The organism is Rathayibacter sp. AY2B9, from assembly GCF_002931595.1.
GTDB lineage: Bacteria > Actinomycetota > Actinomycetes > Actinomycetales > Microbacteriaceae > Rathayibacter.
Map to the genome: position 1 here is coordinate 1 of NZ_PSUB01000024.1, position 26,619 is coordinate 26,619.

Here is a 26,619-nt window from a genome sequence, read left to right on the forward strand (position 1 = left end):
CGCCCCCGGCTAGGCTGACCCCCGCAAGCAGAGGAGACCGCGGATGCCCGACCACGCGACGCGCGGCAACAACCTCGACCGCGTCAGGCGGCACAACCTCTCAGCGATCCTCCGCCTCGTGCACCGCGGCGGCCCCCGCTCCCGCTCGCAGCTGACCCGCCTGACCGGCCTCAACCGCTCCACGATCGCGGCGCTGGTCGGCGAGCTGGTGGAGCTCGGCATCGTGCGCGAGCGCGAGCCAGCCACGCCGAACCAGGTCGGCCGGCCGAGCCCCGTCGTCGAGGCCGATCCCGGAGTCGTCGCGCTCGCCGTGAACCCCGAGATCGACGCCGTCACGGTCGCCGTGGTCGGCGTCGACGCCGTCGTCCGCCGCCGCATCCGCCGCTCCGCCTCCGTCCCCACCGCCGAGGCCGCCGCCCGTCTGGCGGCCGAGGCGGTCGCCGAGCTGCTCGCCGAGCTGCCCGAGGAGACGCGGACGGTCGGCATCGGCGTCGCGGTGCCCGGCCTCGTCCGCGACGCCGACGGCCTCGTCCGGGTCGGCCCGCACCTCGGCTGGGACGACGAGCCCTTCTCCCGCATGCTCGCCGACGCGACCGGCCTGCCCGTCCTCTCGGCGAACGACGCCAACCTCGGTGCACTCGCCGAGAGCGTCCTCGGCGCCGGCCGCGACGTCTCGCACCTCGTCTACCTCAACGGCGGCGCGAGCGGAGTGGGCGCCGGCGTCATCGTCGGCGGCGCGCCTCTGCACGGCATCGACGGCTACGCGGGGGAGATCGGCCACACCCTCGTCAACAGCGCGGGCATCGACTGCCACTGCGGCGCCGTCGGCTGCCTCGAGACCGAGGTCGGCCGCGCCGAGCTGCTCACCGTGCTCGGCCTCGACGAGAGCGAGCGGCTGGAGGAGGCGCTCGCCGCCGCCGAGGACCCGGCCGTCCGCGCCGAGGTCGAGCGCCAGCTCGGGCACCTCGCGGTCGCCCTGCGCAACGTGATCAACGTGTTCAACCCGCAGCTCGTGGTGCTGGGCGGCTTCCTCGGGGCGCTGATCGGAGTCGCGCCGGGGTTCCTGGAGGAGCGCCTGGGCCGCGGCGGCCCCTTCCGGGTCGCGCTCGACTCCGTGCGCATCGTGCGGACCGAGCTCGGCGCCGATCTGCTCATGCTGGGCGCCGCCGAGCTCGCCTTCGAGCGCCTGCTCGCCGACCCGCTCGGCACTCCGCTCCACCCGGTCTGATTCCTCGGCGGGCCGAGGGGTGGCGCCGCTGTCCGACACGTGATCGAATTGATTCGACCGAGCGGCGTGGAGCCGACGAGGTCCGCTCCCGCGCCGAGGACGACACCGGCCGACCCCCTCCCTCCCATACCGCTGCGCCCTGCGCAGGAAGGCACTCCGTGTCCACTCCCGCCTCGACTCCGACCGCCTCCCTCCCGGTGCACCGCCACCCGGGCGACGCCCTGACGGCCCGCCAGCGCCTCGTCTACGTGATCGTCCTCGGCTCGCTGACCGCCCTCGGGCCGTTCACGATCGACCTCTACCTGCCGGCGTTCCCCGCGCTGCAGAGCGAGCTGAACGTGTCGGAGGCGGCGGTCCAGCTGACCCTCACCGGCACGACCCTCGGCTTCGCACTCGGCCAGCTGGTCGTGGGCCCCTGGAGCGACGCGGTCGGCCGGCGCCTGCCGATCCTCCTGGCCACCTCTCTGCACGTGCTGGCCTGCGTCGGCGCGGCGCTCGCCCCCGAGATCGTCACCCTCGGCGTCTTCCGCTTCCTGATGGGAGCCGGCGCGGCGGCGGGCGGCGTGGTCGCGATGGCGATGGTCCGCGACCTCTTCGGCGGACGCCCGCTGGTGCGCATGCTGTCCCGGCTCGCCCTGGTGTCGGGCCTCGCGCCCGTGCTCGCGCCGGTCATCGGCTCCCAGCTGCTGCTGATCATGGACTGGCGCGGGATCTTCGTCTTCCTCGCCGCCTACGGCGTGCTGGTCGTCGCGGCCGTCGGCCTGCTCGTCGTCGAGACCCGGCCCCGCGCCGCCCGCCACGAGCGCGAGCACCGCTCGCTCGTGCAGCGCTACCGGGCCGTCCTCAGCGACCGCGTGTTCCTCGGAGTGGCGGTGATCGGGGGCATGACCTTCGCCGGCCTGTTCACCTACCTCTCCAGCTCCTCGTTCCTGTTCCAGGGCCTCTACGGATTCGACGCGCAGCAGTACGGGCTGCTCTTCGCCGTGAACTCGCTCGGCGTCGTCCTCGGCGTGCAGGCGTCCTCCTACCTCAGCCGGAGGATCGGGCCGCAGTGGATCCTCGCGATCACGACGCTGACGCTGTTCACCTCCGCCGGCCTGATCGCCTTCTTCGACGTGCTCGGGCTGGGGCTCTGGGGCACGCTCGTCCCGCTGTGGTTCTTCATCGCGTCCTGCGGCTTCAGCTTCCCGTGCGTGCAGGTCCTCGGCCTGGTCAACCACGGCCGGGAGGCGGGGACGGCCGCGTCGCTGCTCGGAGCGGTGAACTTCGGCACCGCCGGACTGCTGTCGCCGATCTCGGGGGTCTTCGGCGCCGGCTCGGCCGTGCCGATGGCCGTGGTGATGATGTCGACGGCGACCGTGTCGATCCTGGCGCTCTGGCTGATCGTCCGGCCGAGGAGCGTCCCGGCGCTGCAGGACTGAGCGCTCGGCTCCGGGTCCCGGCGGTCCGGCACGCCCCGCTCCTGCGGCTCCTCCCGGGCGTTCCGGCCCTCGCTGGATCCGCTCCCGAGCGCCGCTGCTACAGTCCCCTCCCATGTCCTCCCGCGACTCCTCCGCCCTGCTCGCCGAGCTCTCCGACCCCGACCGCGACGTCCGCCTCCGCGCGGCGATGACCCTGGGCGAGCTCGCCGAGCCCGCCACCGCCGAGCCCCTCGCCGCGCACCTGTGGGAGGAGCCCGACTTCTTCGTCCGCGACGTGCTCACCTGGTCGCTCGGCCGCCTCGGCTCCGCCGCCGTCCCCGTCGCCCGCGAGGCGCTCGGCCGCGAGCCCCGGGTGCGCACGCAGGCGCTGCACGTGCTCAGCAAGATCCTCGACCCGGCGACGCTCGACGACATCGCCCCGCTGGCCGCCGACTCCGAGCCCGCCGTCGCCGCGAAGGCCCGCTTCGCGCTGGGCCGCCTCGGCGACGAGCGCGCCCTGCCGGTCCTGCTCGGCCTGCTCGGCGACGACGACGCGGAGGCGCAAAACGTGCTCACCGACGTCCTCGCCTCCTTCGGCGCCGCGGCCGTCCCCGGTCTGGAGCAGGCTCTCCGCGAGGGGTCCGCGCCGGTCCGGCGTCACGCCGCCGCCGCGCTCGGCTACCTGGGCGACGACGCGCGTCCTGCCGTCGACGCGCTGGACGGGGCCGCCGGCAGCGACGACTCCGCGCTCGCGGTCTCGGCCGTGATGGCGCTCGGCTCGATCACCGGTCCCGACGCGGCCGCCGCCCTCGAGCGGGCCTCCGCCTCGGACGACTCCCGCGTGAGCGCCGTCGCCGCGCGGCTCCTCGCGCGCTCCTCCGAGCCGACCCGGCTCGACGCCCTCCGCGCCGCCCGCCTGGCCCGCGCGGCCGGCTGAGCCGCGCCGCGAGACCCCCGCGGGGGAAGGCCGGGCATCCGCACGGCCGGTCGAACCGTGCCACGAACCCGGCGCACGGACGCCGGGCTTCCGAACCGTCGGCCGAGCCGCCCCGCAACCCCCAGCGGGGGAACGCCGGGTGACGGCATCATGTCCGGATGGATCACCGCGACGACCGCCTGTCGACCGAGCCCGGAATCGCGCGCCCCGACGCCGTCCAGCGTGCGCGGATGCGCGAGCAGGTGCCGTCCGACGACGTCGCCGCCCGGCTGCTGACGAAGGAGGCGGCCCACCGGGTCTCCCGCCGCTGGCCGCTGATCTCCGCGTCGCTCGCGATCCTGCTCACGGTGCTGCTCGCCGTGCTGATCGCCTTCCGCCCCACCTCGGCCTTCCGCTTCGACGTGGAGTGGATGGACGAGATCGTCGAGCACCGCTCGCCGGTCTGGGACATCCCGGCCCTCGTCATGAACACGGTCGGAGCGGGGCTCGTCGGCACGACGCTCATCCCGCTCGGCATCGTCGCCGTGCTGCTGGTGTTCCGCAGGCGGTGGGCGGCGCTCTACTACGCGATCGCCGCGCTGGTCAGCGTGGGCGCCACCCAGCTCGTCAAGGAGCTGGTGGGACGCGCCCGCCCGGCCGACATGCTCGTCACCAGCGACTACGGCTCCTTCCCGTCCGGCCATACCGCCAACGCGGCGACGACGGCGATGGTGCTGGCCCTGGTGTTCCCGCTGCTGTGGGTCTGGATCGCGGGCTTCCTCTACACCGTGGCGATGATGGCGAGCCGCACCTACCTCGGCGCCCACTGGCTGAGCGACACCGTCGGCGGCCTGCTGCTCGGGATCGGCGTGGCGCTCGTGGTCTGGGCTCCGCTCGCCGGCCGCCTGCGCACCGAGGCCGAGCTCCCGCACCCGCCGATCTGGATCCGCCGCACCACCTGACCGGCATAGCGCTCCCTGCGAGGGCTTCGAGGCCCCGAGGATCGGCGCCCGAGGAGCGCGGAGGCTCGCCGATCAGCCGAAGGCGGCGAGGGAGTCGAGCTCGTTGAAGGTGTAGACGTGCAGGCCCGCGAGGCGGTCGCCCGCCGCCGCTTCCAGGCGCGCGACGAACGCGGACGGGTCGAAGCGGCGTCCGCGGAGGAGCCCGCCGGCCACCGAGGTGCTCCGCTTCAGGAAGCCGAGCGAGGAGCCCACTCCGATCCGCGCGCCCAGCGTCAGCAGCCGCGAGCGCTCGACCGGCCCCGGCACCCCCGCCCACAGATCGGCCGTGATCCCCGTCTCGCGGAGCCGGTCGGCGTAGCGGACCACCGCGTCGACGTCGAAGCACATCTGCGTGACGATCGAGCGGATGAACGGAGCGCGCTCGCGCAGGTGCCGCTCGATGCTCTCGTCGGAGAGGTGCGGGTGGCCCTCGGGATAGCCTGCGATGTCCAGGGCCAGCCCGGGTGAGATCTCCCGGGCGTCGCGGATGAGCTCGAGGCTCGTGGAGTAGGTGCCGGCCGCCGAGGACGCGTCGCCCGAGATCACGAACGCCTCGTCGATCCCCGCCTCGCCCATCCGCCCGAGGACCCGCTCGAGTGCGGCGCGGCCCTCGACGTTCCGCGCCGCCAGGTGGGGCACCACGCGGAACCCGCGCCCGGCCAGCGCGACCGCGCAGTCCACGGTCCGCCCGGTCCCGTGCTTCGGCAGGCTGGTCACGGTCAGCGTCACCGCGGAGGGGTCCGGGAACGCCCGTGCGGCGCGCTCGCCGATGTCGTCGGCCGGGATGATCTCGAAGCGAGCGCGGGTCATCGGCCCAGCCTGCCACGCGGAGCCGGAGCGGCGCGGGTGGTGGCCGCGGCCGCACGAGTGTCGGAGGGGCGCCCTAGCCTGGAGCCGATCGCCGCCCGGTGGTCGCGGAAGGAGTCGCGTGTACCTGGAGTCCGGCCGCGTGGTCACGAGCCCCACCGACCTGTCGAACTGGGCGGCCTGCGAGTGGGCGGTCCTCCGCCGGTTCGACGCCCTGCTGGGCCGCGCGCCGCGCCTCGAGGCCGAGAGGGACGGGATGCTCGAGCGCACCGCGGTACTCGGCGACGAGCACGAGCACCGCTTCCTCGCCGAGCTGAAGCGCACGCACGAGGTGCTCGAGTTCGAGCGCCCCGAGCCCGCCGGCTACCCCGCGGCGGCCGAGGCGGCCGTCGAGGCGATGCGCGCCGGGGTCGACGTGCTCTACCAGGCCACCTTCTTCGACGGCGAGTTCCTGGGCTTCTCGGACTTCCTCCTCCGCACCGCCGACGGCGCCTACGAGGTCTACGACACCAAGCTCGCCCGGCACGCGAAGATCCCGGCGCTGCTGCAGCTCGCCGCCTACGCCGAGCAGATGCAGGCGCGCGGCATCCGCGTGGGGGAGCAGGTGCACCTCGTGCTCGGTGACGGCTCCGTCACCAGCCACGAGCTGGCCGTCGTCGCCCCGGTCCAGCGGGTGCAGCGCGCCCGGCTCCGCGCCGTGCTCGACGAGCGCCTCGCCGCCGACAAGCCGCTGGAGTGGGGCGATCCGCGCTACCCCTCCTGCGGACGCTGCTCCGTCTGCGCGCCCGAGGTCCAGGCGCACCGCGATCCGATCCTCGTCGCCGGGATGCGGCTCGACCAGCGGTCGAAGCTCGGGGCGGCCGGCGTGCTCACCATCGACGCCCTCGCCGAGCACGACGGCCCCGTCCCCGGGCTGAGCGCGGGCACGCTCGAGGGCCTGCGCGCCCAGGCGCGGCTGCAGCTGCGGTCGGAGTCCTCGCCGGTGCCGGCCGTCGAGGTGATCGACGCCTCCGTGCTCGCCGGGCTGCCCGCCCCCGACCCGGGGGACCTCTTCTTCGACTTCGAGGGCGACCCGCTCTACACCGAGGACAACCGCGAGTGGGGCCTCGACTACCTCTTCGGCATGGTCGACGACCAGGAGCGCTTCACCGCGCTCTGGGCGCACGACCTCGCGGCCGAGCGCCGGGCGCTCCTCGACTTCCTCGCGCTCCTGCGGGCGCGCAGGGCCGAGCACCCCCGGATGCACGTCTACCACTACGCCTCCTACGAGCGCAGCCACCTGCTCTCGCTCGCGCTCCGCCACGGGGTCGGCGAGGAGGAGGTCGACGCGCTCCTGCGCGACGGCGTCCTGGTCGACCTGTACCCGGTGGTGCGGCGGGCGCTCCGCGTGGGCTCGCGCAGCTACTCGCTCAAGAAGCTGGAGCCGCTCTACATGGGCGAGGAGGAGCGGGACGCGTCCGGCGTCACGAACGCCGCCGACAGCATCGAGATGTACGTGGAGGCGCGCGCCGCACAGAGGGCCGATCCTGTCGAGGGGCAGCGCGGGCTCGACCTCGTCGCCGAGTACAACGCCTACGACTGCCGCTCCACGCTCCGCCTGCGCGACTGGCTCCTGGAGCTCGCTCCGCCGCGCGAGGAGCTGCCGCCGCTGCTCGAGGTCGAGATCCCCGTGCCCCGCGAGCCGCACCCGGTCGCGGTCGCCCTGCTGGCGCAGGTCGAGGGGATCGAGCCGCGGGAGCGCACCGCCGACCAGACCGCGCTCGCCCTCGCCGGCGCGGCGATCGACTACCACCGCCGCGAGGCCAAGACCTTCTGGCAGGAGCACTTCGACCGCCTCCGGCAGCCGCTGGACGAGTGGGCGGACACCCGCGACGTCGTGATGATCGACCGGGTCGAGGTCGTCCGCGACTGGGCGAAGCTCCCGCGCGCCCGCACGCAGTCGCGCGAGCTGCGGATCCTCGGCCGGCTCGCTCCCGGCAGCCGGCTCGGCACCGGCTCGTCGCCGTACCTGGTCTACGAGGCCCCGGCGCCCCCTGGCGCACCCTCGCCCGGTCCCGGTCTGCGCGGCGCCTCCGAGCGCTCCGAGATCCTCGCGGTCGACGACGACGGCGAGCGGATCGTCCTGCTCCTCAAGGAGGGCCTGAAGGCGGGGGAGGATCCGCACGACGACGCTCCGGTCGCCCTCGCCCCCGCGCCGCCGCCGCGCGCCGCGCCCCAGCCCGAGGCGATCGCGGAGTGGGGCGGCGAGGTCCTCGACGCGCTGCCCGCGATGCTGGCCGACCCGGCGCTCGACGTCCTCCGCCGCGTGCCGCCGGGAGCCGTCGCTCCGGTGCAGGGCGACGACGTGATCGGCGCGGTCGTCACCACTCTGCTCGGACTCGAGCGGGCGACCCTCGCCGTGCAGGGTCCGCCCGGCACCGGCAAGACCTACGTCGGCTCCCACGTGATCGCACGGCTGGTGAACGAGCACGGCTGGCGCATCGGCGTGGTCGGCCAGTCGCACTCGGTGGTCGAGAACGTGCTGAGCGCCGTCGTCGGCCGCGGCGTCGATCCCTCCCGCGTGGCGAAGGTGCCCAAGAACGGCACGCCGCCCGAGGCGCTCGAGGCGACGCCCTGGGCGCCGGTGAAGAACGCGGCGGCACTCACCGCGGTCCTCGAGGAGGGCGGCGGCTGCGTCATCGGCGGCACCGCCTGGACCTTCGCGAACCCGGTCACCGTGCCGCGCCGCTCGCTCGACCTCCTGGTGGTCGACGAGGCCGGGCAGTTCTCGCTCGCCCCGACGATCGCGTCGGCCGTCTCCGCCCAGCGGCTGCTCCTGCTCGGCGATCCGCAGCAGCTGCCCCAGGTGAGCCAGGGCGCGCACCCGGAGCCGGTCGACGAGTCGGCGCTCGGCTGGCTCGCCGACGGGCACGACGTCCTCCCGCCCGAGTACGGCTACTTCCTCGCGCAGACCCACCGGATGCACCCGGCGCTCTCCGACGCCGTCTCCGAGCTGTCCTACGAGGGCGCGCTGCGGTCGCGGGCGCCGCAGGTGCGCCACCTCGAGGGGGTCGAGCCCGGCGTGCACTCCGTCCCGGTCGAGCACGCGGGCGACACCACCTCTTCGCCGGACGAGGCGAGGCGCGTCGTCGAGATCGCCCTCTCCCTCGTCGGCCGCGCCTGGACCGACGAGCACGGCGAGCGGACGCTGACCGCGGCCGACGTCATCGTCGTCGCGCCCTACAACGCCCAGGGCGGGCTCCTCCGCACCGCCCTCGACGCCGCGGGCCTCGAGGAGACGCCGGTCGGCACGGTCGACCTCTTCCAGGGCAGGGAGGCGGTGGTCGCCATCGTGTCGCTCGCCGCGTCCTCCGGGGCCGACGTTCCGCGCGGGATGGAGTTCCTCCTCCTGCCCAACCGCCTGAACGTCGCGGTCTCGCGCGCGAAGTGGGCGGCGTACCTGGTGCACTCGCCGGCGCTCGCCGCCTCGCTCCCGACCTCGCTGACCGGCCTCGGGCACCTCTCCGGCTTCCTCCGCCTGCTCGAGCGGGGGGAGCGGGCCGCCCTGTGACGGATCCGGTGGCCTAAAGGCGCACTCCGCTCCGATTCCGTCGGTGCTCGGCATGGTGGACGACGCGATCCGTCGCTACGGTGTCCCCATGAGAATCCTCCTGGTCGGCGCCGGCGGCGTCGGCGACGCCTTCGCGAAGATCGCCGCGCGCCGCTCCTTCTTCGAGCAGATCATCGTCTGCGACTACGACCTCGCTCGCGCCGAGCGCACGGTCGCCTGGATCGCGGAGCGGCACGGTGCCGACGACCGCTTCGTCGCCGCGCGGATCGACGCCTCCGACGCCGAGAACGTCGAGACCGTCGCCCGCGCGCACGGGGCGACCCACGTGATGAACGCCGTCGAGCCGCGCTTCGTCCCGACGATCTTCGCCGGAGCGCTCGCCGCCGAGGCCGACTACCTCGACATGGCGATGAGCCTCTCGCTCCCGCACCCCGAGCGGCCCCACGAGCTGACGGGGCTCAAGCTCGGCGACGAGCAGTTCGCCGCGGCGGAGGAGTGGTCCTCCCGCGGCCGCCTCGCCCTGGTGGGCATGGGCGTGGAGCCGGGACTCTCCGACGTCTTCGCCCGCTACGCCTCCGACCACCTCTTCGACGAGATCGACGAGCTCGGAGTGCGCGACGGCGCGAACCTCGTCGTGCACGACGCGGACGGCCGCGAGATCTTCGCTCCGTCCTTCTCCATCTGGACCACGATCGAGGAGTGCCTGAACCCGCCGGTGGTGTTCGAGCGCGACCGCGGCTGGTACACCACCGCCCCCTTCTCGGAGCCGGAGGTGTTCGAGTTCCCCGAGGGCATCGGCCCGGTCGAGTGCGTGAACGTCGAGCACGAGGAGGTGCTGCTGATGCCGCGCTGGCTCGACGCGAAGAAGGTCACCTTCAAGTACGGCCTCGGCGAGCAGTTCATCGGCGTCCTGCGCACCCTCCACCTCCTCGGCCTCGACAGCACCGAGCCCCTGCGGGTCCGCTCGGCCGGCGGTCCTGTCGAGGTCTCGCCGCGCGACGTCGTCGCCGCCGCCCTGCCCGACCCCGCCGGCATCGGCCCGCGGATGACCGGCAGGACCTGCGCCGGCCTCTTCGTCTCGGGCACGAAGGACGGCGCCCGCCGCGAGGTGTACCTCTACCACGTGAGCGACAACGAGTGGACGATGGCCGAGTACGGCACCCAGTGCGTGGTCTGGCAGACGGCGCTCAACCCGGTGGTCGCGCTCGAGCTCCTCGCGACCGGCGTGTGGACCGGCGCCGGAGTGCTCGGGCCGGAGGCATTCAGCGCCGACCCGTTCCTCGAGCTGATGGCCCGCCCCGAGGCCGACGGCGGGTACGGACAGTCCTGGCACGTCCGCGAGGACTGACCGGCGCCGCCGACCTAGGCTGAGCCCATGAGTGACGACGACGGGCTCGCCTCGGCGAGGGACGAGGCGCGCGCGGCCCTGGAGGCCGCCCGCCGACTGCAGGCGGAGGCCGCCGAGGCCCTGGCTCGAGCGGAGGCGGCGGCCGCGGCGCTGAACGCGGCGGCCGGCCCGGAGGAGGCGGAGGCCGTCGCGGACGACGTGCGGCTGGTGGCGGCGTCGGAGAGCGGAGCGGAGCAGTCCGCTGCTCCCGTTGCCCAGGACGCCGACGCTCCGGACGCCGTCGCTTCCGGTCCGATCGTTCCGGATGCAGATGCTCCGCCCACCCCCTCGGCGCCCTCGTCAACGGCGACGCGCGGATCGACGTGCCCGTCCGCATCCCGCTCGGCATGCTCAACCGGCACGGCCTCGTCGTCGGCGCGACCGGCACCGGCAAGACCAAGACGCTGCAGGTCCTCGCCGAGCAGCTCTCGGCCCACGGCGTCCCCGTCTTCGCCGCGGACATCAAGGGCGACCTCTCCGGCCTCGCCACTCCGGGCACCGCGACCGACGCGCTGCTCGCCCGCACCCGCGGCATCGGCCAGGACTGGCGGCCGGAGGCGGCCCCCGCCGAGTACTTCGCGCTCGGCGGCATCGGCACCGGCGTCCCCGTCCGCGCCACCGTGACCGGCTTCGGCGCGCTGCTGCTCGCGAAGGTGCTCGGCCTCAACCACACGCAGGAGTCGAGCCTCGGCCTCGTCTTCCACTACGCCGAGAGCGCCGGTCTCCCGCTCGTCGACCTGTCCGACCTCCGCGCCGTGCTCACCTACCTCGTCGGCGACGAGGGCAAGGCGGAGCTCGCCGAGCTCGGCGGGCTGTCCAAGGCGACCGCCGGCGTGATCCTCCGCGAGCTGATCGCGTTCGCCGACCAGGGCGCCGACGTGTTCTTCGGCGAGCCCGAGATCGACACGGCCGAGTTCCTCCGCCTCGCCGCCGACGGTCGCGGCGTCGTCAGCCTCCTCGAGGTCCCCGGAGTCGCCGACCGATCGGCTCTGTTCTCCACCTTCCTGATGTGGCTGCTCGCCGACCTCTTCAACGACCTGCCGGAGGTCGGCGACCTCGACAAGCCGAAGCTGGTGTTCTTCTTCGACGAGGCGCACCTGCTCTTCCGCGACGCGTCGAAGGACTTCCTCGCCGCGATCACCCAGACCGTGCGCCTCATCCGCTCCAAGGGCGTCGGCATCGTCTTCGTCACGCAGACCCCGAAGGACGTGCCCGGCGACGTCCTCGCCCAGCTCGGCTCCCGCGTGCAGCACCAGCTCCGCGCGCACACGCCGGACGATGCCAAGGCCCTCCGCGCCACCGTCTCGACCTACCCCGAGAGCGACTACGACCTCGGTGAGGTCCTCCAGGCGCTCCCCATCGGCGAGGCGATCGTGACGGTCATGAACGAGCGCGGCGCCCCGACCCCGGTCGCCTGGACGCGTCTCCGCGCCCCGCTCGGCTCGATGAAGCCCACCCCCGAGGCCGACCGCGAGGCGAGCGTCCAGAGGTCCCCGCTCCTCGCGCGCTACGGCACGCCCCTCGACCGCGACTCCGCCCGCGAGATCCTCACCCGCCGGCTCGACGCCGCCGCCGACGCCGAGGAGGCCCGCGCCGCCGCCGAGCAGCAGGCCGCCGACGACGCCCGCCGCGCCAAGGAGGACGCGCGTCGCGCCAAGGAGGAGACCGCGGACGCCGCCCGCCGCGCGAAGGAGCGGGCCGCCGCCGAGCGCGCCGCCGACCAGGCCGCCGAGCGCTCCCGACGGCGCACGGCACCGACCTCCCGCGGGACCCGCACCGCCCGCCGCGACAAGACGGTCGTCGAGGAGGTGCTGGGCTCGAGCGCCGGCAGGACCCTGCTGCGCGAGGTGGTCCGCGGGATCTTCGGGACCGCCCGACGGCGCTGAGGCGGCCCGGGCCGGTCCGGGAGACGAGGCGCTAACGGGAACGTGTTAGCGTCGGTAGCATGAGTGAGAGCGGGACGACGCGGGAGCGGATCCTCCGAGCGACGGTCGAGCTGCTGGCGGACGGCGGGCGGGACGCGGTGTCGACGCGGGCGATCAGCGCGGCGGCGGGGGTCCAGGCCCCCACGATCTACCGGACGTTCGGCGACCTGCGCGGGCTGCTCGACTCGGCCGCGGCAGCCGGATTCGCCACGGCCCTCGCCGACTTCGAGCGGAGCGAGGCGCCGGCCGACCCGGTCGACGCGCTCCGTGCCGCCTGGGATCACCACGTCGCCTTCGGACTCGCCGAACCGCACCTCTACGCGCTGATGTTCACCGCGCGGCCGGGGGAGGAGTCGGAGGCGGCGCGCCTGTCCCGCGGCGTCCTCCTCGACGCGGTCCGGGCTGTCGCCGAAGCCGGCCGCCTCACCGTCGACGTCGAGCGTGCCTCCCGCCTGCTCCAGTCGGCCGCGCTCGGCTGCACGCTCACGCTGACCGCCCTCGCCGACCCCGACGACGAGCTCTCGTCCCGCTCGCGCGAGTCCGTCCTCGCGGCGATCACCACGGCGGAGGCGGGCCCCACCGATCCCGCCGCCCGTGCGGTCGTCGCGCACGCCGTCGCCCTGCGGACGGCGCTGCCGCAGATCGAGCCCCTCAGCGCGGGGGAGCGGCTCCTGCTCGACGAATGGCTCGAGCGCATCGCCGACTGACGGCCGGCGTCGCCGGAGGGTCCGTATCGCCGCCCTGTCGTCCGCGTTGTCGTAATACGGATGGCGACGGGCACGATCCGGGACCGGCACCTACGGTCGGACCATGTCGCGATCCATAGCCGAACTCTTCTTCCGCCCCGTCTGCGCCGCCTGCTCGGCCCCGCTCGTCGCCCGCCGTGGCGCTTTCTGCTCCGACTCCTGCGCGCGGACGAACCACCTCTACGGCTGATCCCGCACGCCCGGCGCGCGCCGAACGATCGGCGGCGCCTGCTCGGCGCGACGTCGTCGGCTGCAGCCGGGTGTGCCTCGGCAGGGCGAACCCGTCGCTGCGTGAGTGGGCCGCTCCGATCGACGCCTCCACCGGTCGACCGGGCTCCGACGATCGCCCGCACCGGTTAAACAAAACGGTGCCCGTGCTGGCGAGAGCAACGGACACCGTTCGCGGAGGATGGGGGATTCGAACCCCCGAGGGCTTTCACCCAACACGCTTTCCAAGCGTGCGCCATAGGCCACTAGGCGAATCCTCCTGGCACGACCTGAGCCGCGACTCATCGATACTAGCCGGTGTCGGAGGCTCCCGCTGACCACGACCCCGACACGCCCCGCTCTCCTCGGCCGCCGTCGTCGGTTAGACTGTCACCCGGCTCCCCGCGTGGCGCCATCCAGGCCAACTCCCCCAGGGCGGAAACGCAGCAAGGGTAACCGGGCTCTGGCGGGTGCGCGGGGGGTCTTTTTCCGTTAACCGGCCCGCCTGCTCCGCCGATGGACCGCCGCACAGCCGCTACGAGGCCCTATCGACTGCGGACGCTCCTCCACAGCCGCGCGCCATGCACGCCCTCCCATCCCTGGCCTCTACTCAGCGAGGCGGAGGGACCCCCTCGGTAGGCTGGATCCGATGGTTCAGAGCATCTACATCTCGTCCGCCGAAGGTCATTCGGGCAAGTCCACGGTCGCCCTCGGCGTCCTCGATGCGCTCAGCAGCCAGGTGCAGCGGGTCGGCGTCTTCCGCCCGATCGCCCGCTCCACCTCCGAGCCGGACTACGTGCTCGAGATGCTGCTCGGCCACTCCGACTCGGGCCTCGCCTACGAGGACTGCATCGGCGTCACCTACGAGGACGTCCACGCCGACGGCGAGGCGGCGCTCTCGCGGATCGTCGAGCGGTACAAGGGCGTCGAGGCCCGGTGCGACGCCGTCGTCATCCTCGGCTCCGACTACACGGACGTCGGCAGCCCCACCGAGCTCGGCTACAACGCCCGCATCGCCGCCAACCTCGGCGCTCCGGTCCTGCTCGTCCTCACCGGCCGTGACTCGTCCCGCAGCGAGCAGCTGGGCCAGGCGCCCGCGCGCACGCCGGAGGAGATGCGCCAGATCACGGAGCTCGCCTCGGTCGAGCTCCGCACGGCCCACGCGAGCCTCATCGGAGTGATCGCGAACCGCGCCGATCCCGACACCGCCGCCGATGCCGTCGCCGCGATCCGCGAGAGCATCCCCGCCACCGTCCCGGTCTGGGCGATCCGCGAGGATCCGTTCCTCGTCGCTCCGAGCCTGTCCCGCCTGGTCGAGGCGGTCGACGGCGTCGTCGTCGCGGGCGATCCGGAGCTGCTCGGCCGGGAGGCGCTCGGCGTGGTGATCGCCGGCATGTCCATGGTGAACGTCCTGCCGCGGCTCACCGAGGGCGGCGTCGTGATCGTCCCCGGCGACCGGCCCGAGGTCGTCCTCGCCGTGATCATGGCGTACGCCTCCGGCACGTTCCCCACTGTCACCGGCATCATCCTCAACGGCGGCTTCGAGCTGCCGGAGCCGATCGTCCGGCTGATCGAGGGCGTCGACAGCCGCGTGCCGATCGTGATGACCGAGCTCGGCACCTACGACACCGCCGTCCGCGTCACCGCGGCCCGCGGCCGCCTGGCGGCCGACTCCCCGCGCAAGCGCGACACCTCCCTCGCCCTCTTCCAGGAGGCGGTCGACGCGGTCGAGCTGCTCACCCTGCTCGACGTCGGCCGGTCCGAGGTCGTCACGCCGCTGATGTTCGAGTACGGGCTGATCGAGCGGGCGCGCATCGCCGACCGCCACATCGTCCTGCCCGAGGGCGGCGACGACCGGATCCTCCGTGCCGCCGCGACCGTGCTCAAGCGTGGCATCGCCCGGCTCACGATCCTCGGCGAGGAGGCCGAGATCCGCGCCCGTGCGGCGGGCCTCGGCCTCGACCTCGACGGCGCCCGCGTGCTGAGCACCCTCGACCCGGAGCACCGCGCGCGCTTCGCCGAGGAGTACGCCCGCATCCGCGCGCACAAGGGCATCACCTACGACCACGCCTACGACACGGTCACGGACGTCTCCTACTTCGGCACGATGATGGTGCAGCTCGGCCTGGCCGACGGGATGGTCTCGGGAGCCGCGCACACGACGGCGCACACCATCCGCCCCGGCTTCGAGATCATCAAGACGAGCCCGGGCGTCTCGGTCGTCTCGAGCGTGTTCCTGATGGCGCTCGCCGACCGCGTGCTGGTCTACGGCGACTGCGCGGTGAACCCCGACCCCACCGAGGCGCAGCTCGCCGACATCGCGATCTCGTCCGCCGAGACCGCCCAGCAGTTCGGCATCGATCCCCGCATCGCGATGCTCTCCTACTCCACGGGCGAGAGCGGAGCAGGCGCCGACGTCGAGAAGGTCCGCGCAGCCACGGCTCTGGTGCGCGAGCGCCGGCCCGACCTGCTCGTCGAGGGCCCGATCCAGTACGATGCGGCGGCCGATGCGGCGGTCGCGGCCTCGAAGATGCCCGGCTCCCAGGTCGCCGGGCGCGCGACGGTGTTCATCTTCCCCGACCTCAACACGGGCAACAACACCTACAAGGCCGTGCAGCGCTCGGCCGGCGCCGTCGCCATCGGACCGGTCCTCCAGGGCCTGCGCAAGCCGGTCAACGACCTCTCGCGCGGCGCGCTCGTGCAGGACATCGTCAACACCGTCGCGATCACGGCCATCCAGGCCGCCACCCAGGCCATCGTCCCGCCCACCGCCGCCATCCCCGTGGTGCGCTAGCGGCGACCCCGCCGCCGCCCCTCCCGACCCCGATCACCCCAGGAGTCCCCTCATGTCCGTCGTCCTCGTCGTCAACAGCGGATCGTCGTCGTTCAAGTACCAGCTCATCGAGATGACCACCGAGGAGACGCTCGCCAGCGGCCTCGTCGAGCGGATCGGCGAGGACACCGGCCGCACGAAGCACACCCGCGACGGGGAGTCGTTCGAGATCGAGGGGCCGATCCCCGACCACACCGCCGGCTTCGACGCGATGATCCGCGCGTTCGGCGAGCACGGCCCGAGCCTCGACGAGTTCCCTCCCGTCGCCGTGGGCCACCGCGTCGTGCACGGCGGCAAGCGCTTCTTCGAGCCCACCGTCGTCACCGACCTGGTCAAGATCAACATCGAGGACCTCGCCGACCTCGCCCCGCTGCACAACCCCGCCAACCTCGAGGGCATCGAGGCGGCGCAGAACGCCTTCCCGGACGTCCCGCACGTCGCCGTCTTCGACACCGCCTTCCACCACACGATCCCGGCCGAGGCGTCGACCTACGCGCTGCCCGCCGAGCTCGCCGAGAAGCACCGCGTCCGCCGCTACGGCTTCCACGGCACCTCGCACAAGTTCGTCTCGGAGGCCGCCGCCGCCTACCTCGGCCGCCGCCGCTCCGACCTGAAGACGATCGTCCTGCACCTGGGCAACGGAGCGTCCGCCTGCGCCGTCGACGGCGGCGTCTCCGTCGAGACCTCGATGGGCATGACCCCGCTCGAGGGTCTGGTGATGGGCACCCGCTCCGGCGACCTCGACCCGGCCGTCGTCTTCCACCTGGCCCGCAAGGCGGGCCTCTCGATCGACGAGCTCGACACCCTCCTCAACCGCCGAAGCGGCCTCCTCGGCCTCACGGGTCGCGGCGACATGCGCGACGTCCAGGAGGCGGCCGAGGCCGGCGACGAGCAGGCCCGCGCCGGGCTCGAGGTCTACTACCACCGCCTCCGCCACTACATCGGGGCCTTCTACGCCCAGCTGGGCCGCGTCGACGCCGTGGTGTTCACGGCCGGAGTCGGCGAGAACGTCGCCGCCGTCCGAGCCGGCGCCCTCCGCGGCCTCGAGGGCCTGGGCATCGAGCTCGACCCCGAGCGCAACACGTCCTCCGACCGCGGCGCCCGCCGCATCTCCACCGACGACTCCCGCGTCGCCGTCCTCGTCATCCCCACGAACGAGGAGCTGGAGATCGCCCGGCAGAGCTTGTCGGTCGTGTAGCGGCGGAGCCGCGACACGACTCGCGGTCGGCTTCCGGGGGTGGCGGCTCCCGTGGAGCGGCTCCTGTCGGGCTGCCCTGAATCGCTCGCACGCGGCGGTGCTCGCTCGTCGTGCAGCGGTGACCCGCTGCACGACCGCGGTCGGCCTCTCAGGGGCTGCGTTCCGCAGAGCGTGGAGCGTCGGGCTGCCCTGAATCGCTGGCAGCGCGATTCCGGGTCGCGGCCCTCTGCCGGATACTCGGGCCCTCTTGCTGGTCGAGTAGCCGCGGGACGCGGCGTGGCGAGAGCCACCGAGTACGAGGGGGATCTCGATGCGCCCGCTGTGCAGGCTGCTCCATCCGCAGGAGCCGGCTGAGGAGCCCCGGCTCAGGCCAGCAGGCGCGCGTCGCCCGCGTAGAGGTTGAAGCCGGAGCCGCGGCTGAAGCCGATCAGGGTGAGGCCGGAGTCGCGAGCCAGGTCCACCGCCAGCGACGACGGGGCACCGACCGCGGCGAGCAGGGGGATGCCGGCCATCACGGCCTTCTGCACCAGCTCGAACGAGGCGCGCCCCGACACCTGCAGCAGCGTCCCCCGCAACGGCAGCCGCCCCTCCCGGAGCCCCCAGCCGACCACCTTGTCCACGGCGTTGTGGCGCCCGACATCCTCTCGGAGCACCAGCAGCGAGCCGTCCGCGTCGAACAGCCCGGCCGCGTGGACGCCGCCCGTCCGCTCGAACACCGCCTGCGCCTCGCGGAGCCGATCGGGGAGCGAGACCAGCAGCTCCCGCTCGACCCGCAGGTCGTCCTCCGCGACGCTCCACGCCGAGTCGGTGGCGACCGCCTCGAGCGACGCGAGCCCGCACACTCCGCACGAGCTCGTCGTGTACACCGACCGCTCGCGCTCGAGCAGCACGGCCTCCCGCCCGCCGCGGACGCTCGCGTCGACCACGTTGTACGTGTTCTCGCCCGGCCCGGAGCCGCTCGCGCAGTAGCGCATCGCCGCCAGCTGCTCCGACTCGGTGAGCACCCCCTCGGACACCAGGAATCCCGCGACCAGGTCGAAGTCGTCGCCGGGTGTGCGCATGGTCACGCTGAAGCGCCGTCCGCCGACGCGGATCTCGAGCGGCTCCTCGACGGCCAGGACGTCCTCGCGGCGGCGGGGCGGATCGTCGGCGCGGACGGCGGTCAGGCGGGTGCGGGCGACACTGCGGCTCATGGGTCTCCTCAGGCGGTGGAGGTCATCCTCCCACCGGGAACCGGGAGCGATGCCGGGGTGCGGACGTACGATGCAGGAATGGTCGATGACGCCGAGCCCCGCGAGAGTCCGATCGACGAGAGCCGCCTCTCCGTCCGATCGCCGAAGAGACGCGCCGTCGGGATCCCCGGCGTCGCCCACGCCCTCGAGATCTCGCTCAAGCAGATGGGCCCGGTGCGCAGCGCCGAGACGCTCCTGCGGGTGAACCAGAAGACCGGATTCGACTGCCCGGGCTGCGCCTGGCCGGAGGGCGACAAGCGCCACGTCGCCGAGTTCTGCGAGAACGGAGCGAAGGCGGTCGCCGAGGAGGCCACGCTCCGCACCGTCACATCGGCCTTCTTCGCCGCGCACCCCGTCGCGGAGCTGGAGGAGTGGGACGACTTCGCGCTCGGTCAGCAGGGCCGACTCACGGAGCCGATGCTGCTCGAGGAGGGCGCGACGCACTACCGGCCCGTGGGCTGGGACGAGGCGCTCGACCTCGTGGCCGAGGAGCTGCGCGCCTGCGCGAGCCCCGACGAGGCGATCTTCTACACGTCCGGCCGGACCTCGAACGAATCGGCCTTCGTCTACCAGCTGATGGTCCGCGGCTTCGGCACGAACAACCTGCCCGACTGCTCGAACATGTGCCACGAGTCCAGCGGATCCGCCCTCACCGAGACGATCGGGATCGGCAAGGGCTCGGTGAGCCTGCGCGACGTGGAGCGGGCACCGCTGATCATCGTCGCCGGCCAGAACCCCGGAACGAACCACCCGCGGATGCTGACCGCGCTGGAGCGCGCCAAGCGCGCCGGCGGCACCATCGTGGCCGTGAATCCACTGCCGGAGGCGGGGCTGCTCCGCTTCCAGAACCCGCAGACCGTCCGCGGCACCCTGGGCGACGGCACGGCCCTCGCCGACCACTTCCTCCAGGTCCGGCTGGGCGGCGACCAGGCCCTGTTCCAGGGTCTGGGCAAGGCGCTGCTCGAGGCGGAGGAGGCGCGCGGCGACGTCTTCGACCACGCCTTCATCCGCGAGAGCACCGGCGGCCTCTCCGAGTACCTCCACGGGCTGCGGGAGGTCCAGTGGGACGAGATCGAGCGGGCGAGCGGGATCGACGAGACGCGCATCCGTACCGTCGCCGAGCTGATCGCGGCGTCCGAGGGCACCGTCGTCTGCTGGGCGATGGGCCTCACCCAGCACGCGCACTCGGTCGCGACGCTCAAGGACGTCGTCAACGTGCTCCTGCTCACCGGCAACATCGGCAAGCCCGGCGCGGGCGTCTGCCCGGTGCGCGGCCACTCGAACGTGCAGGGCGACCGCACGATGGGCATCTTCGAGCGGATGCCGGACTCCTTCCACGACGCGCTCGACCGCGAGTTCTCCTTCTCCTCCCCGCGCGTGCACGGGACGGACACGGTCGCCGCGATCCGGGCGATGCGCGACGGGAAGGCCCGCGTGTTCATGGGGCTCGGCGGCAACTTCGCCCGGGCGACGCCCGACAGCGGAGTGACGGAGGCGGCGATGCGCTCGCTCGCCCTCACCGTCCACGTCTCGACCAAGCTCAACCGCTCGCACGTGGTCACCGGCCGGCGCGCGCTGATCCTGCCCACCCTCGGCCGCACCGACTCCGACGTGCAGCGCTCGGGCGAGCAGCGGGTCACGGTCGAGGACTCGATGAGCGCCGTGCACGCCTCCCGGGGCCGCCTGCGCCCGCCGAGCCCGGGCCTGCGCTCGGAGGTGGCGATCCTCACGGGGATCGCGGAGCGGCTGCTCGAGGGCCGCGAGAACGTCCCCCGGGTCGACTGGGCGGGACTGCGCGACGACTACCGCCGCATCCGCTCGCACATCGCCAACGTCGTCCCCGGTTTCGACGGCTTCGAGGCCCGGATCGACGTGCCCGGCGGCTTCGTCCTCCCGCACCCGCCGCGCGACGCGCGCCGCTTCGACACGCCCTCCGGTCTGGCCCGCTTCACCGCGAATCCGCTCGAGTACCCGCGGGTTCCGGAGGGCAGGCTGCTGCTGCAGACGCTGCGCTCGCACGACCAGTTCAACACCACGATCTACGGCAAGGACGACCGCTACCGCGGGATCCACGACGGCCGCCGGGTGGTGTTCGTCCACGCCGACGACGTCGCCGAGCTGGGCTTCGCGGACGGCGCGATGGTCGACCTGGTCTCGGAGTGGCCCGACGGCGTCGAGCGGCGGGCGGAGGCGTTCCGCGTCGTGGCGTACGACACGCCCCGCGGCTGCGCGGCCGCCTACTACCCCGAGACGAACGTCCTCGTGCCGCTGGACTCGACCGCGAAGATCAGCAACACGCCGACCTCGAAGTCGGTCGTGATCCGCCTCGAACCGGCGGCGTAGGCCTCACCAGGGCAGCGGCAGCAGGCGCACCGAGTCGCCCGCTGCCGCTCCCGGTGCGGGCACGACGGCCACGGCCTCCGAGGCGGCGAGACCGGTGAGCATGTGCGAGCGGATGCCGGCGGAGGCCCGCCAGCCGTCCTCGCCGGAGGAGACGGGCACGAGCACCGTGGTCCCCGCGCGCCCGAGCGGCTCGGCGAGGACGCCCCGGCCGAGGGGCCGTGCAGCGGCGCCGGACGCCGCGTCGAGGGCCGGCGGCAGGAAGGATACCGCCGCGAGCAGGGCGGCGAGCGGGTTGCCCGGCAGCGCGATCACCAGCGTCCCTCCCGGCAGCAGCGCAGCCATGGTCGGGTGGCCGGGGCGCATTCCGACGCCGTCGACGAGGACGCGCGCGCCCACCGCATCGAAAGCGCGACGGACCGCGTCCACCCGGGAGCGCCCGGTCCCGCCCGTCGTGAGGAGGATCGGCGCCGTGCCCGCCAGCAGCGTCCGTGCGATCGCCTCCTCGTCGTCGCCGCGGCGCACGACCTCTCCCACGGCTCCGCCCGAGAGCTCGACCAGCGCGGGCAGCAGCGGCGTGAACGCGTCGCGCACCCGTCCGGCGGGCGGCATCCCCTCGGTGTCGACCTCGTCCCCCGTGAGGAGCAGGTCGACCGCGGCGGGCGGGCGGACGTCGAGCGCGTCGATCCCGGCGACCGCGAGCAGGGCGAGGTGCGCGGGAGTGAGGCGGGTCCGGGCATCGACCAGCACGGCTCCGCGGGCGGCCTCGTCGCCCGCGCGCCGGACGTGGCGGCCGGGCGGGAGGGGCGCCCGCGCCGTGAGCAGGTCGTCGCGGATCGCGCCCTGCTCGGACGGCAGCACCGCGTCGCTCCAGTCGGGCACGGCGGCTCCGGTGACGATCGGCGCGGCGGTGCCGTCCTCGAGCGGCCAGGGCCCGGGTCCGCGCACGGCCCAGCCGTCCATGGCCGAGGAGTCGTAGTGGGGGAGCGGCCGGGCGGCGGTGACGGCGCGGTCGAGGACGGCTCCGCGGGCGTCGAGGAGGGGGACGGTCGAGACGCCGGAGCGCGCCACCGCTTCGCCGACGATCCGCCTGGCCTCGTCCCAGTCGGTCGCCTCGTGCCCGTGCGCGCTCATCCCGTCCATTCTCCCGGGGCTCGGGGCGGGCCCTGGGCAGGACCCGCCCCGTCGGTCATCCCAGGTAGCCGTTCGGGTTCAGCACGAACTTCTTCGCGGCGCCCTTGTCGAAGTCGGCGTAGCCGCGGGGAGCGTCGTCCAGGCTGATCGCGGTGGCCTGGACCGCGTCGGCGATGTGGACGCGGTCGTGCAGGATCGCCATCATCAGCTGCCGGTTGTACTTCATGACAGGGCACTGGCCCGTGGTGAAGGACAGCGACTTCGCCCAGCCGAGCCCGAGGCGGATCGACAGCGAGCCCTCCTGGGCCGCCTCGTCGACTCCGCCCGGGTCGCCCGTGACGTAGAGGCCCGGGATGCCGAGGGCGCCGCCCGCCGCGGTGATCGACATCAGCGAGTTCAGCACCGTCGCCGGCGCCTCCTTCCCCGAGTCGGCGCCGTTGCCGTGCGCCTCGAAGCCGACGGCGTCCACTCCGCAGTCGACCTCGGGCACGCCGAGGATCTGCTCGATCTGGCCGGCCGGATCGCCCTTCGAGACGTCGACCGTCTCGCAGCCGAAGGAGCGCGCCTGCGCCAGACGCTCCTCGTTGAGGTCCGCGACGATCACGACGGCCGCTCCGAGCAGCTGCGCTCCGACCGCCGCGGCGAGTCCGACCGGTCCCGCTCCTGCGACGTAGACCGTGGAGCCGACGCCGACCCCGGCGGTCACCGCGCCGTGGAAGCCCGTCGGGAAGATGTCCGAGAGCATCGTCAGATCGAGGATCTTCTCGAGCGCCTGATCGCGGTCCGGGAACACCAGGAGGTTCCAGTCGGCGTAGGGGACCATCACGTACTCGGCCTGCCCGCCGACCCAGCCGCCCATGTCGACGTAGCCGTACGCGCTGCCCGGGCGGTCCGGATTCACGTTGAGGCAGATGCCGGTCTTGCGCTCCTTGCAGTTGCGGCAGCGGCCGCAGGCGATGTTGAACGGCACGGACACGATGTCGCCGACCTTGACGAACTCGACGTCGGGGCCGACCTCCACGACCTCGCCGGTGATCTCGTGGCCGAGCACGAGGTCCGACGGGGCGGTGGTGCGGCCGCGGACCATGTGCTGGTCCGAGCCGCAGATGTTGGTGGAGACGGTGCGGAGGATGGCGCCGTGCGGCAGCTTCCGCCCGATGTTCGCCGGATTGACGCCGGGTCCGTCCTTCAGCTCGAAGGTGGGGTAGTCGATGTCGATGACCTCGACGACTCCGGGGGACTTGTAGGCGACGGCTCTGTTGCCTGACATGCGGGGCTCCTTCAGATGGACGACCGCGGCGCAGTCGGCCGCGGGAGTCCTGCGCCGCTCTCGGTCCGAGCCGCGGCACCGGGACTCGGGGGAACCGTACGGCGTCGGCCTGGTGCCGGATCGAGGCCGGTGGAGTAGCGTCTCAGGAGGCGTGCGTACGCTCGTCCACCGCCCGGTGCGAGGCCGTGAGCGCCGCGTCGAGCGCGTCCCGGCCGCCCCCGGCCAGGCCCGCCGCGTAGCCCGCGAGGAACGTGGTCAGCGGAGCCGCCGGCCGGACCACTCCGTGCGCCGCGCGACCGGCGAGGGCGAGCAGGGCGTCCGGGGCCACCGGGACCTCGCCGAGGCCGAGCGCGGAGCACAGCTCGGCCCACCAGCCGGCGAGCACCTCCTCCGTGGGGCGGGCGCCGTCGGAGGCGGAGGGGCGGGGGCCGGTCGTGTCGTCCATCCGCTCAGTCTGCGCCGCGCGGGCCCGGCAGGTCGATCCCGTGCCGGAGCGCGTCGGCGGGCGCGTCGACGTCATCGGTCGTCCCTCCGGGCACCGTCACGAGCCGCGGGGGAAGGTCCCGGAGGAGGGCGCGCACCGAGGCGCCGTCGGGATCGCCGAGCGCGGTGAGCGCTTCGACGAGGGCCGCTCGCCGGTGCACGCCGAGGAGCTGCTGGGCTCGGCCGCTCGCGTCGACGGCCAGGAGGGAGGCCTCGACGGCGTTCGACGCGACCTCGAGCAGCGTGTGCACGGCGGGAGCGGGGGCGACGAGATCGGCGGCGAGAACGACGACCCAGTCCGGAGCGCCCGGGCGGTCGAGCAGGGGCAGCGCGGCGGCCAGGCCCGCGACCGGGCCGCCGAACGGCGGATCCTCCTGGACGAGCTCGGCGCCGTCGACGGCCTGTGCGAGCGACGACGGTCCGGCCACGACCCTCCGCTCGGCTCCGCGCACGGCTGCGAGGGCGGTGCCGAGGAGCGTCGACTCGCGGTGCCGGAGGAGCGGCTTGACCGCGCCGCCGAGGCGGGAGGCGCGTCCGCCGGCGAGCACGACCGCGTCGAAGCGGGGGAGCGGAGGCGGCGGGAGCACGGGACCGAGGCTACGCGCGCTCGGAGGTCCGCCGTCCCGGCTCCGGTGTCGGAGGTCGCGGCTACTCTTGTCGGGTGGTAGCAGCCCTGTATCGCCGGTACCGGCCCGAGACGTTCGCCGAGATGATCGGCCAGTCCCAGGTGACGGATCCGCTCATGACGGCGCTCCGCACCAACCGCGTCAACCACGCCTACCTCTTCAGCGGCCCCCGCGGCTGCGGCAAGACCACCTCGGCGCGCATCCTCGCCCGCTGCCTCAACTGCGCGACGGGCCCGACCGACACCCCCTGCGGCGTCTGCGACAGCTGCGTCGAGCTCAGCCGCGAGGGCCAGGGCTCGCTCGACGTGGTCGAGATCGACGCGGCGAGCCACAACGGAGTCGACGACGCGCGCGATCTGCGCGAGCGCGCCATCTTCGCCCCGGCGCGCGACCGCTTCAAGATCTTCATCCTCGACGAGGCGCACATGGTCACGCCGCAGGGCTTCAACGCGCTGCTCAAGATCGTGGAGGAGCCGCCGGAGCACGTGAAGTTCATCTTCGCGACCACGGAGCCGGACAAGGTCATCGGCACGATCCGCTCGCGCACGCACCACTACCCGTTCCGGCTCGTCCCGCCGGCGCAGATGCTCGACTACACGCAGGAGCTCTGCGAGCGCGAGGGCGTGCACGTGGCGGCCGGCGTGCTGCCGCTCGTGGTCCGCGCGGGCGGCGGGTCCGTCCGCGACACGCTCTCCCTGCTCGACCAGCTGATGGCCGGCTCCGAGGCCGAGACCGTCGAGTACGAGCGGGCCGTCGCCCTCCTCGGCTACACCCACGGCGCCCTGCTCGACGAGGTGGTCGACGCGCTCGCCGAGCACGACTCCGCCGAGGCGTTCGGAGCGGTCGACCGCGTCATCCAGACGGGGCAGGACCCGCGCCGCTTCGTCGAGGACCTGCTCGAGAAGCTCCGCGACCTGATCGTCGTCGCGGCGACCGGGGGAGCGGCCTCGGCCGTGCTCCGCGGCGTCTCGCAGGACGAGCTCGACCGCATGGCCGGCCAGTCGCGCGCGCTCGGCCTGGCCGAGCTCTCGCGCATCGCCGACGTGGTCAACGAGGCCCTCACCGAGATGACCGGTGCGACCTCGCCGCGCCTGCACCTCGAGCTGATGATCGCCCGCACCCTGGTGCACGGCACCGGCGCCGGCATCGCGCCCGCTGCTGCCCAGGAGGAGCGCCCGCGGCACGTGGCCCCGCCGCGCGAGACCGCGGCGCCCGCCCCGCGGTCGTCCGAGGCGTCGCGCGCGTCCGAGCCGTCCCGTGCGCCCGAGCCCCACCACGCCTCGCACGCCGCCGCTCCCGGCTCGGTGCCCGAGTCCATCGCGGCCGCTCCGCGCACCGAGGCGCCGGTGACGGCGTCCGAACCGGTCGCTGCGCCGCCGGTGAAGGGGCCTGACGAGACGGCGGCCGCGCCGGAGGCGGACGAGTCCGCGCCGGCCGAGTCAGGACGCCCCCGCGCGACGACCGCCGCGGCGGCTCGTCCGGAGCCGGACGAGCAGGAGCCGTCGGATCAGGCCGCTGCGTCCCCTGAGGCGGCCCCAGCCTCGGCGCCCGCTGCCTCCGCACCCGCTGCGGCCGCGGGCGACGCACCCGCCGACGGCGCGGTCACCCTCCAGCGGATGAAGGACACCTGGCCCGAGATCCTCGAGGTCGTGCAGAAGGCGAAGATGACCGCCTGGCTGGTGGCCTACACCGCCCAGGTGCGCGCCCTCAAGGACGACGTGCTGACCCTCTCGTTCCCGAGCCAGAACGACGTCGAGTCGTTCAAGATGCCGGGAACCGCCGGGCAGCCCGGAGTCAGCGAGTACCTGCGTCAGGCGATCCAGCAGGTCCTCGGCCTGCGGGTGAAGTACATCGCCCGTGTCGAGCCTCGCGCTGCCGCCCCGGAGGCCGAGCGCGCCGCCGTCGAGGCGACCGCCGCGCCCGCGCCGGCTGCGCCGATCCCGGCCGCGACCGGCTCCGACGGCTGGGCCACGGTGGCGATCCCCGCCGATCCGACCCCTGCGGCCGAGGCGGCTGCTCCCTCCGCTCCGGTGGAGGCCCCCGCCGAGGCCGCCGAGCCGGTGCGCGCCGCCCCCCTCGCCGCCGCTGAAGTCGCTCCCGCCGGCGACGAGCCCCCGTTCGACGAGGAGCCGCCGGAGGAGGACATGCCGCCGGTCGAGCCGCCGATGCCCGACTCCTGGGCGACCGTCGCACCTCCCGGCGAGCCCGCCGCCGCGCCCGAGCCCGCCGCCCCGCCGCGGCCCGCCCCGGTCGCCGAGCGTCCGGCTCCCGCCGCGCGCCCGGTCACCCGCACGACCCGCTCGGCGACCGGGGCGGGCCGCGGCGGGGCGGCGGGC

At 74.0% G+C, this 26,619-nt stretch carries 19 protein-coding genes, 1 tRNA gene and 1 other RNA gene; 14 read left to right on the forward strand and 7 right to left on the reverse strand.

Going from position 1 to position 26,619, the window contains the following annotated elements; genetic code table 11:
* The first annotated feature begins 43 nt into the window (after window positions 1-43).
* The 4 genes from C5C25_RS15485 to C5C25_RS15500 all read left to right on the forward strand — a co-directional run bounded on the left by C5C25_RS15485 (window position 44) and on the right by C5C25_RS15500 (window position 4,506).
* On the forward strand, window positions 44-1,228 hold the full coding sequence (locus C5C25_RS15485; protein WP_104251113.1) for an ROK family transcriptional regulator: 1,185 nt from the start codon (window positions 44-46) through the stop codon (window positions 1,226-1,228).
* A 158-nt stretch (window positions 1,229-1,386) separates the two neighbouring features.
* The gene (locus C5C25_RS15490) at window positions 1,387-2,649 is read left to right on the forward strand and encodes a multidrug effflux MFS transporter (protein ID WP_104251114.1); all 1,263 of its coding nucleotides are present in this window, start codon (window positions 1,387-1,389) and stop codon (window positions 2,647-2,649) included.
* A 112-nt stretch (window positions 2,650-2,761) separates the two neighbouring features.
* Window positions 2,762-3,565, forward strand: a complete 804-nt coding sequence (locus C5C25_RS15495) for a HEAT repeat domain-containing protein (RefSeq protein ID WP_104234526.1) — start codon at window positions 2,762-2,764, stop codon at window positions 3,563-3,565.
* Between the two features lie 158 nt (window positions 3,566-3,723).
* On the forward strand, window positions 3,724-4,506 hold the full coding sequence (locus tag C5C25_RS15500) for a phosphatase PAP2 family protein (protein WP_244229597.1): 783 nt from the start codon (window positions 3,724-3,726) through the stop codon (window positions 4,504-4,506).
* 72 nt (window positions 4,507-4,578) lie between these two features.
* On the opposite strand, the gene C5C25_RS15505 is transcribed toward C5C25_RS15500, so the two are convergent.
* Window positions 4,579-5,355, reverse strand: a complete 777-nt coding sequence (locus C5C25_RS15505) for a methylenetetrahydrofolate reductase (RefSeq protein ID WP_104225135.1) — start codon at window positions 5,353-5,355, stop codon at window positions 4,579-4,581.
* Between the two features lie 118 nt (window positions 5,356-5,473).
* Here C5C25_RS15505 and C5C25_RS15510 point away from each other — a divergent pair, with 118 nt between their 5' ends.
* The 5 genes from C5C25_RS15510 (at window position 5,474) to C5C25_RS16905 (ending at window position 13,150) form a co-directional block, all read left to right on the forward strand.
* Window positions 5,474-8,902 (forward strand): bifunctional RecB family nuclease/DEAD/DEAH box helicase, encoded by a 3,429-nt coding sequence (locus tag C5C25_RS15510; protein ID WP_104251115.1) that lies wholly within the window; start codon window positions 5,474-5,476, stop codon window positions 8,900-8,902.
* Window positions 8,903-8,990: 88 nt separating this feature from the next.
* Window positions 8,991-10,250, forward strand: coding sequence for a saccharopine dehydrogenase family protein (locus C5C25_RS15515; protein WP_104251121.1), 1,260 nt, complete (start codon window positions 8,991-8,993; stop codon window positions 10,248-10,250).
* Window positions 10,251-10,612: 362 nt separating this feature from the next.
* Entirely contained in the window at window positions 10,613-12,175 is a 1,563-nt protein-coding gene (locus C5C25_RS15520) for a helicase HerA-like domain-containing protein (protein WP_374955576.1), read from the forward strand.
* Between the two features lie 59 nt (window positions 12,176-12,234).
* On the forward strand, window positions 12,235-12,921 hold the full coding sequence (locus tag C5C25_RS15525) for a TetR/AcrR family transcriptional regulator (protein WP_104227474.1): 687 nt from the start codon (window positions 12,235-12,237) through the stop codon (window positions 12,919-12,921).
* Window positions 12,922-13,024: 103 nt separating this feature from the next.
* Window positions 13,025-13,150 (forward strand): hypothetical protein, encoded by a 126-nt coding sequence (locus C5C25_RS16905; RefSeq protein WP_258060618.1) that lies wholly within the window; start codon window positions 13,025-13,027, stop codon window positions 13,148-13,150.
* Window positions 13,151-13,363: 213 nt separating this feature from the next.
* On the opposite strand, the gene C5C25_RS15530 is transcribed toward C5C25_RS16905, so the two are convergent.
* Window positions 13,364-13,448: transfer RNA gene (locus tag C5C25_RS15530), tRNA-Ser, on the reverse strand.
* A 112-nt stretch (window positions 13,449-13,560) separates the two neighbouring features.
* Between C5C25_RS15530 and ffs the strand changes: the two genes are divergently transcribed.
* The 3 genes from ffs to C5C25_RS15545 all read left to right on the forward strand — a co-directional run bounded on the left by ffs (window position 13,561) and on the right by C5C25_RS15545 (window position 17,198).
* Window positions 13,561-13,657, forward strand: an RNA gene (gene ffs / locus C5C25_RS15535) — signal recognition particle sRNA small type.
* A 159-nt stretch (window positions 13,658-13,816) separates the two neighbouring features.
* Complete coding sequence (gene pta / locus C5C25_RS15540; RefSeq protein ID WP_104227473.1) at window positions 13,817-15,961, forward strand: phosphate acetyltransferase; 2,145 nt, start codon at window positions 13,817-13,819, stop codon at window positions 15,959-15,961.
* A 52-nt stretch (window positions 15,962-16,013) separates the two neighbouring features.
* Window positions 16,014-17,198 carry an acetate/propionate family kinase gene (locus tag C5C25_RS15545; RefSeq protein WP_104251116.1) on the forward strand — a complete coding sequence of 395 codons (1,185 nt, stop codon included), beginning with the start codon at window positions 16,014-16,016 and terminating at the stop codon, window positions 17,196-17,198.
* A gap of 365 nt (window positions 17,199-17,563) precedes the next feature.
* Here the strand turns inward: C5C25_RS15545 and fdhD are convergent, their stop codons facing one another.
* On the reverse strand, window positions 17,564-18,391 hold the full coding sequence (gene fdhD / locus C5C25_RS15550; RefSeq protein ID WP_104251117.1) for a formate dehydrogenase accessory sulfurtransferase FdhD: 828 nt from the start codon (window positions 18,389-18,391) through the stop codon (window positions 17,564-17,566).
* Between the two features lie 78 nt (window positions 18,392-18,469).
* On the opposite strand from fdhD, the gene C5C25_RS15555 reads away from it, so the two are divergent.
* Window positions 18,470-20,773, forward strand: coding sequence for an FdhF/YdeP family oxidoreductase (locus C5C25_RS15555; RefSeq protein ID WP_104251118.1), 2,304 nt, complete (start codon window positions 18,470-18,472; stop codon window positions 20,771-20,773).
* Window positions 20,774-20,776: 3 nt separating this feature from the next.
* Here the strand turns inward: C5C25_RS15555 and C5C25_RS15560 are convergent, their stop codons facing one another.
* From C5C25_RS15560 to C5C25_RS15575, 4 genes are all read right to left on the reverse strand, one after another.
* Window positions 20,777-21,904 carry a molybdopterin molybdotransferase MoeA gene (locus tag C5C25_RS15560; protein ID WP_181133715.1) on the reverse strand — a complete coding sequence of 376 codons (1,128 nt, stop codon included), beginning with the start codon at window positions 21,902-21,904 and terminating at the stop codon, window positions 20,777-20,779.
* Window positions 21,905-21,959: 55 nt separating this feature from the next.
* On the reverse strand, window positions 21,960-23,174 hold the full coding sequence (fdhA, locus tag C5C25_RS15565; protein ID WP_104225123.1) for a formaldehyde dehydrogenase, glutathione-independent: 1,215 nt from the start codon (window positions 23,172-23,174) through the stop codon (window positions 21,960-21,962).
* 142 nt (window positions 23,175-23,316) lie between these two features.
* A complete protein-coding gene (locus tag C5C25_RS15570; protein ID WP_104251120.1) occupies window positions 23,317-23,619 on the reverse strand; it encodes a DUF6457 domain-containing protein in 303 nt (100 codons plus the stop codon).
* A gap of 4 nt (window positions 23,620-23,623) precedes the next feature.
* Entirely contained in the window at window positions 23,624-24,244 is a 621-nt protein-coding gene (locus C5C25_RS15575) for a molybdenum cofactor guanylyltransferase (protein WP_258068763.1), read from the reverse strand.
* Window positions 24,245-24,318: 74 nt separating this feature from the next.
* Between C5C25_RS15575 and C5C25_RS15580 the strand changes: the two genes are divergently transcribed.
* A partial coding sequence (locus C5C25_RS15580) for a DNA polymerase III subunit gamma and tau (protein ID WP_104251123.1) occupies window positions 24,319-26,619 on the forward strand: 2,301 nt, incomplete at its 3' end.